This window comes from Streptacidiphilus alkalitolerans (assembly GCF_042511045.1).
GTDB lineage: Bacteria > Actinomycetota > Actinomycetes > Streptomycetales > Streptomycetaceae > Streptacidiphilus > Streptacidiphilus alkalitolerans.
Genome location: NZ_JBHEZX010000015.1, coordinates 145,558 through 158,309, shown reverse-complemented (window position 1 = coordinate 158,309; position 12,752 = coordinate 145,558). Strand labels below are relative to the sequence as shown.

General features: G+C 72.8%; 12 protein-coding genes. 8 read left to right on the top strand and 4 right to left on the bottom strand.

Going from position 1 to position 12,752, the window contains the following annotated elements; all coding sequences use genetic code 11:
- The first annotated feature begins 12 nt into the window (after positions 1-12).
- The 3 genes from ACEZDG_RS28760 to ACEZDG_RS28750 all read left to right on the top strand — a co-directional run bounded on the left by ACEZDG_RS28760 (position 13) and on the right by ACEZDG_RS28750 (position 3,325).
- Positions 13-942, top strand: a complete 930-nt coding sequence (locus ACEZDG_RS28760) for an ATP-grasp domain-containing protein (RefSeq protein WP_380514821.1) — start codon at positions 13-15, stop codon at positions 940-942.
- Positions 942-1,967 carry an LLM class flavin-dependent oxidoreductase gene (locus ACEZDG_RS28755; RefSeq protein ID WP_380514819.1) on the top strand — a complete coding sequence of 342 codons (1,026 nt, stop codon included), beginning with the start codon at positions 942-944 and terminating at the stop codon, positions 1,965-1,967. The genes ACEZDG_RS28760 and ACEZDG_RS28755 overlap by 1 nt, the downstream gene beginning before the upstream one ends.
- Before the next feature lie 197 nt (positions 1,968-2,164).
- Positions 2,165-3,325 (top strand): CopD family protein, encoded by a 1,161-nt coding sequence (locus tag ACEZDG_RS28750; protein ID WP_380514816.1) that lies wholly within the window; start codon positions 2,165-2,167, stop codon positions 3,323-3,325.
- Here the strand turns inward: ACEZDG_RS28750 and ACEZDG_RS28745 are convergent, their stop codons facing one another.
- The 3 genes from ACEZDG_RS28745 to ACEZDG_RS28735 form a co-directional block, all read right to left on the bottom strand.
- Positions 3,326-5,251, bottom strand: coding sequence for an alkyl/aryl-sulfatase (locus ACEZDG_RS28745; RefSeq protein ID WP_380514813.1), 1,926 nt, complete (start codon positions 5,249-5,251; stop codon positions 3,326-3,328).
- A gap of 104 nt (positions 5,252-5,355) precedes the next feature.
- Complete coding sequence (locus tag ACEZDG_RS28740) at positions 5,356-6,252, bottom strand: pyridoxamine 5'-phosphate oxidase family protein (protein ID WP_380514810.1); 897 nt, start codon at positions 6,250-6,252, stop codon at positions 5,356-5,358.
- Between the two features lie 2 nt (positions 6,253-6,254).
- Positions 6,255-6,716 (bottom strand): VOC family protein, encoded by a 462-nt coding sequence (locus tag ACEZDG_RS28735; protein WP_380514808.1) that lies wholly within the window; start codon positions 6,714-6,716, stop codon positions 6,255-6,257.
- A 111-nt stretch (positions 6,717-6,827) separates the two neighbouring features.
- On the opposite strand from ACEZDG_RS28735, the gene ACEZDG_RS28730 reads away from it, so the two are divergent.
- Together ACEZDG_RS28730 and ACEZDG_RS28725 are read left to right on the top strand one after the other, a co-directional pair.
- Positions 6,828-7,364: a CGNR zinc finger domain-containing protein gene (locus ACEZDG_RS28730; RefSeq protein WP_380514804.1), complete on the top strand. Its 537-nt coding sequence runs from the start codon at positions 6,828-6,830 to the stop codon at positions 7,362-7,364.
- Between the two features lie 111 nt (positions 7,365-7,475).
- A complete protein-coding gene (locus tag ACEZDG_RS28725; protein WP_380514801.1) occupies positions 7,476-8,567 on the top strand; it encodes a TIGR03118 family protein in 1,092 nt (363 codons plus the stop codon).
- A gap of 33 nt (positions 8,568-8,600) precedes the next feature.
- On the opposite strand, the gene ACEZDG_RS28720 is transcribed toward ACEZDG_RS28725, so the two are convergent.
- On the bottom strand, positions 8,601-9,398 hold the full coding sequence (locus tag ACEZDG_RS28720; protein ID WP_380514798.1) for an alpha/beta fold hydrolase: 798 nt from the start codon (positions 9,396-9,398) through the stop codon (positions 8,601-8,603).
- Positions 9,399-9,542: 144 nt separating this feature from the next.
- On the opposite strand from ACEZDG_RS28720, the gene ACEZDG_RS28715 reads away from it, so the two are divergent.
- The 3 genes from ACEZDG_RS28715 (at position 9,543) to ACEZDG_RS28705 (ending at position 12,710) form a co-directional block, all read left to right on the top strand.
- A complete protein-coding gene (locus ACEZDG_RS28715; protein WP_380514795.1) occupies positions 9,543-10,304 on the top strand; it encodes an alpha/beta fold hydrolase in 762 nt (253 codons plus the stop codon).
- A gap of 112 nt (positions 10,305-10,416) precedes the next feature.
- A complete protein-coding gene (locus ACEZDG_RS28710; protein WP_380514792.1) occupies positions 10,417-12,054 on the top strand; it encodes a sensor histidine kinase in 1,638 nt (545 codons plus the stop codon).
- Entirely contained in the window at positions 12,045-12,710 is a 666-nt protein-coding gene (locus ACEZDG_RS28705; protein WP_380514790.1) for a LuxR C-terminal-related transcriptional regulator, read from the top strand. The genes ACEZDG_RS28710 and ACEZDG_RS28705 overlap by 10 nt, the downstream gene beginning before the upstream one ends.
- Positions 12,711-12,752: the final 42 nt, after the last annotated feature.

Below are 12,752 nucleotides of genomic sequence, written 5' to 3'. Positions count from 1 at the left end.
TAGCCTCGCCGGGTGAAGGCTTATGTGATCCATGAGAACCCGGACTGGTACCCGCCGTTCGCGGCGGCCTTCGAGGCCGAGGGTGTGGACCACGAGCCGTGGCTGCTCGGCGCGGGCGTGCTGGACCTGGACGCCGAGCCGCCGCGCGGGGTGTTCTGGTCCCGGATGAGCGCCTCCGCCCACACCCGCGGCCACGGGCTGGCCAAGGAGCACACCCGCTCCGTGCTCAACTGGCTTGAGGCGCACGGCCGCAGGGTGGTCAACGGGCGCCGGGTGCTGGAGCTGGAGATGAGCAAGGTGGACCAGCTCACCGCGCTGCGCGCGGCCGGCATCGAGGTCCCCCGCACCCTGGCCGTGGTCGGCCGGGAGGCGCTGCTGGACGCGGCGGCCGGGCTGCCCGCGCCCTTCATCGCCAAGCACAACCAGGGCGGCAAGGGGCTCGGAGTCGCCCTCTTCGAGAGCGCCGACGCCTTCGCCGACCATCTCGCCGACCCCGGCTACCAGCCGCCCGCGGACGGCACCACCCTGCTGCAGGAGTACCTGGTCGCCGCCGAGCCGCGGATCACCCGGGTCGAGGTCGTGGACGGCGAGGTCGTCTACGCGCTGACCGCCGACACCGCCCGCGGCGGCTTCGAGCTCTGCCCGGCCGACGCCTGCGCGATCGACGGCAGCGACGGCGGCCTCTCCGCCCCGAGCCTGTTCGCCCTGCGCGAGGGCTTCGACCACCCGGTGCTCAAGCAGTACCTGGACTTCGCCCGACGGCACCGGATCGAGGTGGCCGGCTTCGAGTTCATCGAGACCGCCGACGGCCGCCTGGTCACCTATGACGTCAATACCAACACCAACTACAACCCCGAGGTCGAGGCCGCCGCGCCGCGCTCCGGGCCCCGGCAGGTCGCCCGCCTGCTCAAGCGGCTGATCGCCGAAGAGGAGAGCTCCTGATGCGCTACGGGTACTGGATGCCGATCTTCGGCGGCTGGCTGCGCAACGTCCCCGACGAGGAGATGTCCGTCGACTGGCCGTACCTCCGCGACCTGGCCGTCGCCAGCGAGGGCCAGGGCTTCGACCTCACCCTGATCGCCGAACTCAACCTCAACGACATCAAGGGCCACCGCGCGCCCAGCATCGACGCCTGGACCCTCGCGCCCGCCGTCGCCGCGGTGACCACCCGGCTCGAGCTGATGCTCGCCGTCCGGCCCAACTACCACCAGCCCGCGCTCACCGCGAAGGCCCTGTCCACCCTGGACACCATCGCCCCCGGGCGGCTCAGCCTGAACGTGGTCTCCTCCTGGTGGAAGGACGAGGCCGCCCAGTACGGCGTGCCCTTCGACGTGCACGACGCCAGGTACGCCCGTACCGCCGAATGGCTGGAGGTGCTGCACCGGCTGCTCACCGAGCGGACGGTCACCCACCACGGGCCCCTCTACGACCTGGAGGGCGCGGTGCTCGAGCCCAAGCCGAGCCGCCGGCCCACCGTCTACATGGGCGGCGAGTCCCCCACCGCCAAGGATTTGATCTCCGCCCGCGGCGACGCCTACGTCATGCACGGCGACCCGCCGGAGACCATCGCCGCGAAGATCGCCGACATGCGCGAGCGCCGGGCCGCGAAGGGCCTACCGCCGCTCACCTTCGGCGTCTCCGGCTATGTGGTCTGCCGCGACACCGAGCAGGAGGCCCAGCAGGAACTGCGCCGGATCCTGGACGTGCGCTCCTCCCCCGAGGCGTACGCCTCCTACCAGGACTTCGTGGAGGGCTCGCACCTGGAGTCGGCGGTCTCGCTGCAGGAGTACAGCGTCTCCAACCGCGGGCTGCGGGCGGACCTGATCGGCACCCCCGAGCAGATCAGCGCCAGGATCGACGCCTACGAGCAGGCCGGTGTCGATCTGATGCTGCTTCAGTTCTCGCCCCAGCACCGCGAGATGGAGCGTTTCGGCCGCGACGTCATCGCCCCGGCGCGAGCGCGGTGACGGGGGACTCACCCTGGTGACCCGGCTTGGCGCATTGCGGTTGGAACTTAGGCAAGGCTAACCTCAGCTTGCCTGTGGTTCCCCCATGCGAGCGAGAACGGTTACCCATGCCCTTTTCCAGTCGGATACCCCCTGCCCTGACCTCTTCAGCGGCGCCCGCCCCGTCGACCCCGCTGGGTCCTTTTGCGGACAGCGCCGTGGCCTGGACGACCTGGGTGACCCTGATGGGATTCGTCGGACTGACCGCCCTCGCCGTCCTGGCCGCCGGGCCTGCCGCCCGCCGGGCCGGTTCCGACACCCTGGCCGCGGTCACCGCGCGGCTCGCCCGGGCCGCGGTCGTCCTGGGCCTGCTGGCCGTGCCGGCGGTGCTCACCGACCTCGCCCGGGGCGCGTCCGAGACCGGCGGCTACGACTACCGCGCGGCCTGGAACTCCCTGTACGACGGCAGCAACGACGGACGGCTGTCAGGGCTGGAAGTGACGCTGATTCTGGTCGGCGCCGCGCTGATCGCCCCGCTCACCGTCCGCGCCGTCGCGGCCGGTCCGGCCCGGCGGTGGCTGCTGGCGGCCGGGCTCGGCGCCGGGGCGGTCGCGCTCGGGACCACCAAGTTCCCCGACCGGACGCCCGACGACTGGGGCCGCACCGGCTTCGAGACGCTGATGTGGATGCTGCACCTGCTCGGCGGCGGCGTCTGGCTCGGCGGGCTGATCGGCCTGGTGCTGCTCGCCCTGCCCGGCGCCGTCGCCCCCGCCGACCGGGGCGGGTTCTGGGCCCCGACGATCCGCCGCTTCTCCGCCGCCGCGATGAGCTGCGTCGCCGCCGTCACCCTGTCCGGCCTGTTCCTCTACTGGGAGCATGTCGACGGCCCGTCACAACTGCTCAGCACCATGTACGGACGGGTGCTCGGGGTGAAGATCCTGCTCTTCGGCGGCCTGCTGCTGCTCGGCGTCTTCAACCAGTTCTGGCTGCACCCGCGGATCGAGGCGCTGCGGGCCGGCGGCGACCGGCGTCCGCTCGGCACGCTGCTGCTGCGGAGGTTCCCCGCCGTGGTCGGCACCGAGGTCCTGCTCGGTCTCACGGTGCTGTTCGTCGCGCCGTTCCTGCACGGCTCGGCCCGCAACCAGGCCTTTCAGGCCGGCCTGGCCAAGCACTCCGCCGCCGTGACGGACACCCTGCCCAAGCTCGCGCCCAAGGTGGCGCACGCCTCCACCTGGGCCTGGGGCACCGCGGAGACCGTCCTGGTCATCGCCCTGATGATCGTCGGCTACCGGATCTCCGCACGCCTGGCCCGCCGCCGCGGCGCCGCCTTCACCGCGGCCGTCACCCCCGCCGACCCGGGCGACCTGGTCGAGGCCTGACTACGGGGTGACGATGTTGAACTCGGGGTCGAACACGTCCATCACCGAGGCGAGGGACTCCCAGACGGAGGGGTCGCCGTCGACCGTCAGGCCGTACTTGGCGATGACGGCGGCGGCGTGGGCCGGGTCGAGCAGCAGGGCGGCCATGGCGGCCTTCGGGCCGGTGACGGTGAGCTGAGCGTCGGCGGCGTGGCCGGGGCGGGCGTTGAGGACACCGTGGCGGACCCACATCGTCCACGGCTCCCCGCCCTCCCCCTCCGGGCTGCCCGGCCCGGTAAAGCCGAGGTTGAGGCGTACCTCGACCTCGGCCGCGGCCTTGCCGATGACATGGACGCCGATGAAGTCGAAGAGCAGCTCGATCGGCATGGCCAGGATCGTGTCCAGGTTGTCGGTGTGGACCACGCTCTTGGCCCGGACCCCGTCGCGCAGCTCCTGGGCGGCGGTCAGGAAGATGGCCCGGTACTGCGGCACCTCGGCCTGGTAGCCGAGCTGCTCGTAGGCGTCGGCCTGGAGGTTCTTGGCCTCGGCGTCGGCGGGGTCGGCGAAGACCAGGTGGTGCAGGACCTGCACGGCCCAGCGGTAGTCGCCGGTGCCGATCGCGTCGCGGCCCTCCTGGAGGATCCGGTCGCGGCCGATCAGTCCGACATGCCGCCTGGCGTCGTCCTGGGGCAGCAGCGGCATGATGCTGGCCGGGTCGCCGTCCCAGAAGCCGAGCTCCTTGTGGAACACCGCGCGGACATTGTGGTGCAGCCCGCCGTGGTAGTAGCGGTTGAACCACTTCTGCCCGATGGCGTCCGGCAGTTCGACGATCTCGGCGGCCTCCAGCGGGGTCAGCCCCTGGTTGGCCAGCCGCAACGACTGGTCGTGGATGTACTTGTACAGGTCCCGCTGGGAGGCCAGGAACTCGGTGACCGTCTCATTGCCCCACACCGGCCAGGTGTGCGGCCCGTAGTGCACCTGCACCTCCGCGCCCCAGCGGACCAGGGTCTCGTCCAGGTAGCGGGCGAAGTTGCGCGCGTCGCGGGTGCGGGCGCCGCGGATGGTCTGGATGTTGTGCATGGTGTGGTTGGCGTTTTCGGCGCAGGTCAGCGCCTTGATGGCGGGGATCCAGATGTGCATCTCCTCCGGCGCCTCGGTGTCCGGGGCGTAGAGGAACTCGAACTCCCAGCCGCCCAGCGTCCGCTTCTCGCCCGTACGGGTGATCGGGTCGGTGGGCGCGATGTAGCTGAACCTGGTGCGGAACCCGTCGTCCTCGGAGCCGATGCCGCCGGTGACCACTCCGCAGTCGCAGTGCGGCAGCAGCAGGCCGAAGGTGTAGGCCATCCGCCGCGACATGGCGTTGCCGGTGATCACGTTCTCGCCGATGGCGTACTTGTTGAAGGAGGCGATGGTGCCGGGGGCGATGATCGGGACCTTGCCCGAGGCCACGTCCGCCTCGTCCACAATGCCCTTGACCCCGCCGTAGTGGTCGAAGTGGGTGTGCGTGTAGATCGCGGCCACCACCGGCTTGTCATTGCCCAGCTCGCGGCGGAACAGCTCGAGGCCCGCCTTGGCGAGCCCGACGTCGGTGCCGAAGTCGATCACGACCAGGCCCTCGGGGGCGTCGACGATCGTGATGTTGGCGCTCAGCCGCACCTGGTAGAGCCCGTCGACGACCTTGTACAGGCCCTCACGCTTGATCAGCTGGGACTGACGCCACAGGCTCGGGTTCACCGAGTCCGGCGCGGGGGTGTCGTCGGCGATGTAGTCGAGCATGTGCGCGTCCCGCAACAGCTCGCCCTCGTCGCTGAACAGCTGGTCGGGGAAGCCGGCCAGGAAGCCGCGGTCGACGTCGGCGAAGTCCTCCCGGTCCTGCATGGCGTAGCGGGCCACTGCGTCCCGGTTGACCTGGGCGGTGAAACTGCTCGCCTGCTGCGCCTCAGCCATGCTGCACTCCCCTGAGCCCGATATGCCGGAAAACACCAGAAAGTCTCTTCGCAGGCTAGGGGAGCGCCGTCCGGTGCGCGACCTGGGCCCGGGCAGCCCCGGGGTCACCCCAGAGGAGGGTTCGCGGGCGAGTACTCCGGCTCGGTCCAGCGCAGCGGCAGCGCCCCGGGCAGTTCGACCGCGGCGGTGAGCTCGAAGGTGACCGACCGGTCCGCCCAGTCGGTCCTGGCCTCGCCCGTGAGCAGCAGCAGGCCACCCGACTCCCAGTCCGGGAGCAGGAGTCCGGCCCGGGGGTTCTGCTCCAGGTTGCCCAGGGTCATGAAGGCGCCGTTGCCCGGGTACTCCCGCCAGCGCAGCGCCGTCGGCGACAGGGACTCGACGAAGCCGGGGTTGCCGCCCCGGTGCGAGGCGTCGGGCCGGCCCTCGCCGTCCGCGGTGGCGAGGAAGAAGGTGTCGGCCGTGCTGACGGTGAGTCGCTGAACCGTCGTCAGCGCGGCGGCCCGGCGGGCCGGTCCCGGTCCGGGGGTCGGGGCGGAGTTCGGGGCGGCCGGGACCGGACGCCGCTTCTGGATGTACTTGGGGCAGTTGGCGAAGACCTGCTCGGTGTGCAGCACAAATCCCAGCTCGTCCGCCCGGGCCGTGCCGTTGACCCGCATCCGCCGCCGGGTGGCCGGCTCCAGCGCGATCGTGCCGATCGGCACAGCCGCCCGCCCGCGCAGGGTCTCCCGCAGCGGGTCGTCCGGGTGCGGGGCGGCGGCGACCCGCACCGAGCGCTCGTCGGGGACGCCGAGGAAGCCCGGCTCACCGGCCAGCGCCGTCGCCCACATCCGCCCGGCACCGTCGGCCGCGCCGACGACCAGCAGCTGACGCTGCGCCAGGAACTCGGCGGCGACGGCCGGGACCGTGTCGCGGAAGCTGCGGCCGAGGTGGTCCGCACGTTCGGTCTCCCCCGCGAGCGCCTGGGCCGCGCGCTCGCCGCTGTGGTAGCCGGTGGCCGCCACGGCTAGAAGAATCCGCAGGTGGGGGCGTCGGAGAAGGGGGCCTTGCCCTCGTCCGCGACACCGCTGCCGGTGAAGACCTCCAGCCGGGTGCCGTCCGGGTCGCTGAAGAAGACGCCGCCGGAGTCGCGGCCCTCCCCGTGCGGGACCACGCCGTCGTACTGGAAGGCGGCGCCGCGCTCCTTGAGCGCCCACTCCGCCTCGCGCACCTCCTGCACCGTGTCGACCTCGAAGGCCAGGTGGTGCAGCCCGGCCCGGTCGGACTGGTGCGCCCCGGCCGCCTGCTGCCAGATGGTGAGCACCAGCCTGCCGTCCTTGCCGAGGCTGGCGACCCGGCGCTCGGGCACGGTGCCGGGTGCGGAGCCGCCGAGCACCTGCAGGCCGAGGACGTCACGGTAGAAGGCGACCGAGCGGTCGAGGTCGGTGACATTGATGCCGACGTGTCCGGTGCGCAGCGAGGCGGGCATGGCAGGGCTCCTGATCTCAAAGGGTGACTCTAACCGTTCACCTTGACCATAAAGGTTAGTCAGCACAGCCTGCAACCCTTCCCATGGATCTGAACGGTTAGAGTGGAGGCCATGGACGCCCTTGCCGACCCCCGACCGCTGCGCGGCGAGCCGATGTCGCTGGACCTGCTCAACACCCGCTGGCACGACAGTGCGCTCTTCCACCGGCCCGACGGGCTCGCCGTCTGGCTCGGATCCAACGGCCTGACCGGCCGGGCCCCCGACGCCCCGGCGACCCTCGCGGCCCTCCTGGAGACCCGGAACGCCCTGCTGGCGCTGCGCGCGGACGCCCGCGACGGCGCCGCGCTGAACGCCGTCCTCGAGCACGGCCGGGTCCGGCGCACCCTGGACGCCGACGGGCTGCCGCAGCACGAGCCCGAGGTCGCCGACCCGGTCTGGCTGCCGGCCTGGCTCGCCGCCGACGACTACCTGCGGCTGCTGCAGCGCGGGCCGCAGCGGATCCGCGAATGCGCACACGAGCGCTGCATCCTGACCTTCTTCGACACCTCCCAGAACGGCCGCCGCCGCTGGTGCGACATGTCCGGCTGCGGCAACCGCGCCAAGGCCGCCCGCCACTACAACAACAGGCTTGGGGGCGTGGAGGCCTGACGGGGCGAAAGAAGAAAAGAGGGACCGGCTGAACCGATTCGGAGCGGGCGGCGTAGATGTCTGCGGCCCACTCGCCACCGGAGTTGCCGGTACCTCTCAGGGAGCATCAGGATGACCAGAAGGCTGATATCCGCCGCGGCGCTCGCCGCCGCGGTGACCGTGTCCGTCGCGCTGACCACGACGGGCGCGGCCAGTGCCAGCCCCCAGCACCAGGGCCACCACCCGGCGTCCCCGCACGGGGTGACCCAGACGAACCTGGTCTCCGACCAGGCCGGCAAGGCCCAGCTGACCGACCCGAACCTGGTGAACGCGTGGGGCCTGTCGCGCGGGCCGAACACCCCGCTGTGGGTCTCCAACGCGGGCACGATGACCTCGACGCTCTACAACGGCGCGGTCAACGGCAGCCCGGCGGCGGCGCTGCCGCTGGTGGTCAAGATCCCCGGCGGCCCGGTCACCGGCCAGGTGTTCAACAGCAGCACTGGGTTCGCCGTCCCCGGCACGACCACGCCCGCCTCGTTCCTGTTCGCCACCGTGGGCGGCACCATCGCGGCGTGGACCGGCGCGTCCGGCACCCAGGCCGTCACCGCGGCGACCGTGCCCGGCGCCGCGTACACCGGGCTGACGCTGGCCTCCAGCCCGTTCGGCCCGCTGCTGCTGGCGGCCGACTTCCACGACAACCGGATCGACGTCTTCAACTCCTCCTTCCAGAAGCTCGACGTCAGCGGCCTGTTCAAGGACCCGTCGGTGCCGCGCGACTACGCCCCGTTCAACGTCCAGGTGCTGGGCGACAGCGTCTATGTGACGTACGCGCAGCAGGACGCCGCCAAGCAGTTCGACGTCCCCGGCGCCGGCCACGGCTTCGTGGACAAGTTCACCTCCTACGGCACCCTGGTCAAGCGGATCGCCTCGCGCGGTGAGCTGGACTCGCCGTGGGGCCTGGTGGTCGCCCCGGCGTCCTTCGGCCGCTTCTCGGGCGACCTGCTGGTCGGCAACTTCGGCAACGGCACCATCCACGCCTTCGACCCGGCCACCGGCCGCTTCGCCGGCACGCTGACCGACACCAACGGCCGCACCCTGCGGATCGACAAGCTGTGGGGCCTGATCACCGGTGACGCCGTCGCCGGCGGCCCGAACAGCATCTGGTTCAGCGCAGGACCGGACCAGGAGACCCACGGCCTGCTCGGCATCCTGACCGCCAAGTAGCCTGCGGGACAGCCGGGGTGGGGAGTCGGGGCGTCAGCCGTCCCGCTCCGCGCCCCGGCCGTCACCGTCGCCCCGGCCCTCGCCGAGGAAGTCCAGCATCGCCGCGACGAACTCCGGTGCGGCGGCTGCCGTCCGGTGGTCCCCGGGCACCAGGGCCAGCCTGCCCAGGGGCAGCGCCGCGGCCAACTGGTCGGCGGAGGCGGCGCGTTCGTCCTCGCTGCCGATCAGCACCAGGGTCGGCACCCGGACCCCGCCGAGCGGCTCCACCGGTGTGGCCACGACCGAGTCCAGCACATGCAGCAGGGCGACCGGGTCCTCGCCGCTCGACCGGTACCACTCCGCGGCCCGCGCCTCCGGCGAGCCCGGCTCGAACGTTCCCGCGCCGGCGAAGACCCGCCTGACGAACCCCCCCGCCCCGCCGCCGATGCCGAGCACCTCGCGCAGACCCTGGCCGCCGACCACCGACCGTCCGGGTGTCGCGCCGCGCACCAGCATCCGCACCACGATGCGCGCGCCGAGCGAGTAGCCCCCGAGGTCGTAGTCCTCCAGCCCCAACTGCTCGACCAGGGCCAGGCCGTCGTCGGCCAGCACGTCGAGGGGGTAGGCCGAGGCCTGCTGCGGTCTGGCGCTGGCGCCGTGCCCGCGGAAGTCCGGCAGGATCACCCGGTGGCCACGTGCCGCGAGCGCCTCCGCCTGGCCGTGGCGCAGCCAGAGCGTCCCGTCCCCGGTGAAGCCGTGCAGCAGTACCAGCGGTCGGCCGGTACCCACCTCCCGGTGGGCGAGGCGCACGCCGTCACGGCCGGAGAAGTGGGACACCGTGGGACTGGACATGTGCCGGAGCGTATACCTGAGGGCTGTTCACCGCGGCGGCGGCGCGGGCCGGGGCCGGTGGAGTCCTGCGGGACACTGGTGGCTCAGCTGTCGCGACGAACAACCGAGGTGACCTTGTCCCGCACGACCGATCCCCTTGTCCCGGTGCAGCTCCCGACCCAGACCTGGGGCCGACCCGACTCCGAGCGCTCACTGCTGCTGCTGCACGGGCTCAGCTCCACCGCGGGGGCCTGGTGGCGGGTGGCGTCCACGCTGGCCGCCGAGGGCTGGACGGTGACGGCCCCGGACCTGCGCGGCCACGGGCGCGCCCCGCGGACGGTCAACTACGACCTGCGCGCCTACCGCAACGACGTCCTCGCCCTGCGCCCGGCGGCCCCCGGGCCCTGGGACGTCGTGGTGGGCCACTCGCTGGGCGGCGCGACCACCGTCCACGCCGCCGCCGCGGACCCGCAGTGGGCCAGGGCCGTCCTGCTGCTCGACCCGGTCATCAACCTCGCGGACCCGATGCGAGACAAGATGATCAAGGAGATCCAGGCCGACATCCGCCGCACCGACCCCGGTGACTACATGTCAGGACCGCGCCCCTGGCACCAGGAGGACGCCTGGCAGCGGGTCCTGGCCAACCGGGCCGTGAGCGACTACGTCATCGAGAGCTCGCTGCGCGCCAATGTGCCCTGGTCGTTCGGCGACCTGCTGCTCTCCGTCAAGGCACCGGTCCGCGTGCTCGGCGCCGACCCGGCCCGCGGGCTGGCCATATTCACCGCGGAGGAAGCCGAGGCGCTGGCCGCCGGAAACACACAGCTGTCCTTCGACGTCGTGGCCGGGGCCGGCCACTCCATCCACCGGGACGACCCGGAGCGGGTCATCGACGAGGTGCGCACCCTGCACGAGCGCGGTCTCGGGTAGGTGTAGGCCTACCCCGGCTGTAGGTTCCGGCCCATGGCACCGACCGGGCCCGGCCCAGCACCATGATCTCCGTGGCCGCGGTTCGCGGCCGGAGGATCAGAGGGGGACCGGTATGTGGCCGTTTCCGATACACGCGGGGGCCTGGCCGTCCTGCGTGATCGTGGCGTTGACCGCGCTGTGCGCGGTGTGGGCCTACCGGGCGGAGCGGGCGCCGGACCTCCCGGCGCCCGCGGCGGGCCCGCTCGACCGCTTCGGCTGGCCGGTCGTGGCGGGCCTGATGGGCGCGGCCGCGTACGGCAGCGCGTCGGTGCTGCGGGTCGACCTGCACAATTCCGGAGCCGTCGGTTCCTCGCTGCTGCTGTCGGTGCCGGACCTGCAGCCAGGCGGCCCGCTCCCGTCGGCGCTGCTGCTGGCCGGCCTGCTGGCCGCCGTGCTGCCCCCTGCGGCGCACACGCCGGGGCGCTGGCTGCTGCCGGCCGTCGCCGTGGCCACCGGCGAGCTCCTGGCCTGCCTGAACGCGTTCTCGCACACACCGGGCTCGACCGGGCTGAGCCTGCTGCCGGGCGGCCTGGTGGTCCTGGTGCTGGCCGCGCTCGCCGGGACCGCCCTGGTCAGACCGGCCGCCGGCAGGCCCGCGCGGCTGGTCGGAGCCGGGGCGCCGAGGTCCGCGCGCTGGGCCCTGCTGCTGCCCGCCGTCGTGGTGATGGCCGGCGGTGTGCTCGGCCTCGACCCGTGGTCGCCCGCGTTGCCGACCGCCGGAACCGGGCCGGCCGTGACCGGCTACCTGGTGGGGCTGGCGCTGCTGGTGGCGGTCGCGGCCGTCCTGGTCCGCTGGCCGAGGGCGGCGGCGGACCTGGCCGCCCTGGGGCTGGTGGGGGTCGGCGCTTACGACATCGTCCAGGGGGTGTTCGCGCGCTCCCTGGTGGTGGTCGTCGTGGAGCGGCACGGCTCCGCGCCGGGGCCGATACCGCCCCTCCCCCTCGACGCGGGCAGCCATATGGCGGTGGTCGGCGGCATCCAGGGGGCGCTGCTGCTGGCCCTGGGCCTGTGGCTGCTGCCGCGGACCGTGCTGCCGGACGCCAGGCGGCTGCTGGGACGGGAGCCGGATCCGGCCCTGGCCCGGCGGGTCCGGGTGCTGACCGCGACCCGGGCCGAGGCGGTCAGCTCCGCCGCCGCGGAACTGCGCCGGATCGAGCGTGATCTGCATGACGGCGCGCAGGGGCGGCTGGTCGCCATCGGAATGAACCTGCGGGCCGCCGAGGACATGATCACCAGCAGTCCGCAGGAGGCAGCCGCGCTGGTGGTGGAGGCCCGGGTCGCCTCGGCGGCGGCGCTGGAGGAACTGCGCTGCCTGGTCCGCGGGATCTACCCGCCGGTGCTGGCCGACCGGGGCCTCGGGGACGCGGTCCGGGCCCTGGCACTGGACCTGCCGCTGCCCTGCGAGACCGAGCTCGACCTGCCCGAACGGCTGGACGCCCCACTGGAGTCGGCCTGCTACTTCGCCGTCGCCGAGGTGGTGACCAACGCGGTCCGGCACGCCTCGGCGCGCAGCCTGCGGATCCGGATGGCCCGGGCCGACGGCATGCTGCGGATCGAGGTCACCGACGACGGGGTGGGCGGCGCGGATCCCGCCGCGGGCAGCGGGCTGGCCGGGGTGGAACGACGGCTGGCGGCCTTCGATGGCATCCTGGCGGTCAGCAGCCCGTCCGGGGGTCCGACGATCGTGGTCATGGAGGTGCCGTGCGGCTAGTCGTCGCGGAGGACCTCTTCCTGCTCCGCGAAGGGCTGGTCAGGCTCCTCAAGGCCCGCGGGTTCGAGATCGCGGCGGCCACCGACAGCGCGCCGGGCCTGCTCCGCGCGCTGCTGGAGTTCCGGCCGGACCTCGCCGTCGTGGACATCAGGCTGCCACCCACCCACACCGACGACGGGCTGCGCGCGGCGCTGGCGGCCCGGGAGCGGATCCCCGGGCTGCCGATCCTGCTGCTCTCGCAGTACGTCGAGCAGATCTACGCCCAGGAACTGCTCGCCGACCAGGCCGGAGGGGTCGGCTACCTGCTCAAGGACCGGGTGTTCAGCGACGACCAGTTCGTCGACGTGATCCGGACGGTGGCCGCGGGCGGCACGGTCATGGACCCCGAGGTGGTCGGCAAACTGCTCGGCCGCCGCGGTCGCGGCGCACCGGAGCCCCTGGCCAGGCTGTCCGCGCGGGAGCGCCAGGTGCTGGAACTCATGGCCGAGGGCCGCTCCAACAGCGCCATCGCCGGCCGTCTCTTCGTCAGCGAGAAGGCCGTGTCCAAGCACAGCACCAGCATCTTCACCAAGTTGGAGCTCGCTCCCTCCGACGACGACAACCGCCGGGTGCTGGCCGTGCTCGCCTACCTCATGTCGGAGCCGCCGGGTCGTTGAGGTCTGCCCGGGGCAGGGCAGGGGCAGGGCAGCGGCAGCGGC